This is a genomic window from Pseudoalteromonas sp. Z9A6 (assembly GCF_011378805.1).
Classification (GTDB): domain Bacteria; phylum Pseudomonadota; class Gammaproteobacteria; order Enterobacterales; family Alteromonadaceae; genus Pseudoalteromonas; species Pseudoalteromonas distincta.
The window spans coordinates 2901-5326 of the sequence record NZ_WTKZ01000088.1 but is presented as its reverse complement, the minus strand read 5'-3'; the positions used below and the strand labels follow the sequence as shown (position 1 = coordinate 5326).

2 protein-coding genes and 1 pseudogene are annotated in these 2426 nt (G+C 43.5%); all 3 read left to right on the top strand.

Annotated features, from left to right (window positions below; translation table 11 throughout):
* A pseudogene (locus GQR53_RS19515) lies at positions 1 to 1838 on the top strand (copper-translocating P-type ATPase); the annotation flags it as partial.
* An 11-nt stretch (positions 1839 to 1849) separates the two neighbouring features.
* Positions 1850 to 2203 (top strand): cupredoxin domain-containing protein, encoded by a 354-nt coding sequence (locus tag GQR53_RS19510; protein WP_004589267.1) that lies wholly within the window; start codon positions 1850 to 1852, stop codon positions 2201 to 2203.
* Between the two features lie 9 nt (positions 2204 to 2212).
* The coding region (locus GQR53_RS19505) for a DUF2933 domain-containing protein (protein WP_165744985.1) at positions 2213 to 2426 on the top strand (214 nt) is incomplete at its 3' end.

Here is a 2426-nt window from a genome sequence, read left to right as displayed (position 1 = left end):
CTTTTGGTGTTATGTATTTTTCAGGCAAGCATTTCTATGTAGGAGCATGAAAAAAAAAAAAAAATCATTCAGCCAATATGGACACCCTAATTGCTTTAGGAACAGGCACGGCTTGGTTGTATTCGATGGTTGTCGTGTTTGCACCTGACGCTGTTCCATTGATGGCACGGCATGTTTATTTTGAAGCTACCGCCATGATCATTGGCTTAATTGATTTAGGTTTAGCATTAGAAATCAAAGCCAGAGGTAAAACCTCTGAGGCCATTAAACGTCTTATCGGCTTGCAAGCCAAAACAGCAACCGTGGTTCGTGACAACAAAGAAGTTCAGATAGGTATTGAGCAGGTTTTATTTAACGATATTGTGAAGGTAAAACCGGGTGAAAAAATTCCCGTCGATGGCGTGGTATTGGAAGGACACACCTCTATTGATGAGTCCATGCTGACAGGCGAACCTATGCCTGCTGAAAAAGCTGAAGAAGATGAGGTTGTCGCAGGTACTTTGAACAAATCAGGCATGATTTTATTTAGAGCCACACGCGTTGGTAAAGACACGGCGCTTGCACAGATCATCAATATGGTGAAACGAGCACAAAATTCAAAACCGCCGATTGGCCGTTTGGCCGATGTTATTTCAGCTTTTTTCGTACCTGTCGTGATGATTACCTCTGTGTTAAGTGCGCTAGCATGGCTTAACTTTGGACCTGAGCCAGCCATTGCTTTTGCCATCGTTTCAGCAACTACTGTGCTTATTATTGCCTGCCCGTGTGCTTTAGGCTTGGCAACACCCATGTCTGTCATGGTGGGAGTAGGAAAAGCAGCAGAAGCCGGAGTGCTTATTCGCAACGGTGAGGCACTGCAAACCGCCTCTAAAATCACTGCCATGATTTTAGATAAAACGGGCACTATTACTGAAGGGGCACCTAAGGTAACCGATATTATTTTAGCAAAAGCTACTGACGAAAAAGACGTACTACAGCTTGCAGCAAGTTTAGAAAGCGGCTCAGAGCATCCTTTAGCGCAAGCGATTGTTGAAAGTGCGTTAGATCAGGATATTGAGTTACTAAAAATTGAAGCCTTTAACGCCATTACGGGTTTTGGTGTAGAAGCAAGCTGCAACAACAAAGCCCTGCTTTTCGGAAACGATAAACTAATGAAGTTAAAAGGCATAGACCTCACAGGCTTTGTTGAACAAGCACAGTCTTTAGCCAAAGAAGCCAAAACACCTATGTACTTTGCTGTAGATGGTGAACTTGCAGCAATCATTGCTGTTGCAGATCCTATCAAGTCAGACTCAATCTCTGCTATCAAACGGCTTCAGGCTAATGGTATACGCGTCATCATGTTAACGGGTGATAACAAGGAAACCGCTGCCGCCGTAGCTAAAAAAGTGGGTATTAGTGAGTTTCTTGCTGAAGTGCTGCCAGAAGATAAAGCCAACAAGGTGAAAGAGCTACAAGAAGGCGGCGAAATTGTTGGTATGACAGGAGATGGCATCAACGATGCTCCTGCGCTAGCGTTAGCCGATGTTGGCTTCGCCATAGGCACAGGGACTGATGTAGCTATCGAAAGTGCTGACATTACCCTAATGCGTGGTTCACTTCATGGCCTTGCTGATGCCATAGCGGTAAGCAAAGCTACTTTACGAAATATCAAACAAAACTTGTTTGGCGCGTTTGTCTATAACGTAGCCGGGATTCCTTTTGCTGCGGGGGTTCTATATCCCTTCTTTGGCATTCTGCTTAGCCCTGTAATTGCAGGTGCTGCAATGGCGTTTTCGTCATTGACTGTAGTGTCAAATGCAAATCGACTTCGCTTTTTTAAAGCAAAAGAGCATTAAGGAGAATCACAATGATGGTTATTAACTTATTAGGCTTAATGTTAATCGCGCTGATTGTTTGGTGGTTTTGGCTATATAAACCCAATAAAACAATCGTTCAAGGTAATGAAGTACTCATTGAAGTGAGGGATGGTGTGTATTCCCCATCCTCAATTCAGGTGTCTGCTAGCCAACCTGTCACTCTGAAGTTTATGCGCAAAGATCAATCCCCCTGCGCTGAAACAATGCTTATTCCTTCATTGGATATAAGCGAACAGCTTAAATTAAATGAAATTACTCAAATTACCCTATTGAACTTATCACCGGGAGAGCATGAGTTTCACTGTCAGATGCAAATGTATCGCGGTGTCTTAAAAGTCGTTTAGGAGGGCAATATGAAAAATCAACACACTAATTTTTGGTCAACACCTACAGGCTGGGCTGCACTGGCACTTATTGCCGCAGTGACCTACTTCTTAGTGCTTGAGCATGGTCAACATATGCTGCAATTTCTTCCCTACTTGATTTTATTGCTATGCCCCTTGATGCACGTATTTATGCATGGCAGTCATGGTAAACATGGTCACGATCATTCACATGCGCCTGATG

Bases quoted from the DNA above. Each gene is read 5' to 3' on its own strand.
- GQR53_RS19510 (WP_004589267.1), top strand. From the start codon at position 1,850: ATGATGGTTATTAACTTATTAGGCTTAATGTTAATCGCGCTGATTGTT.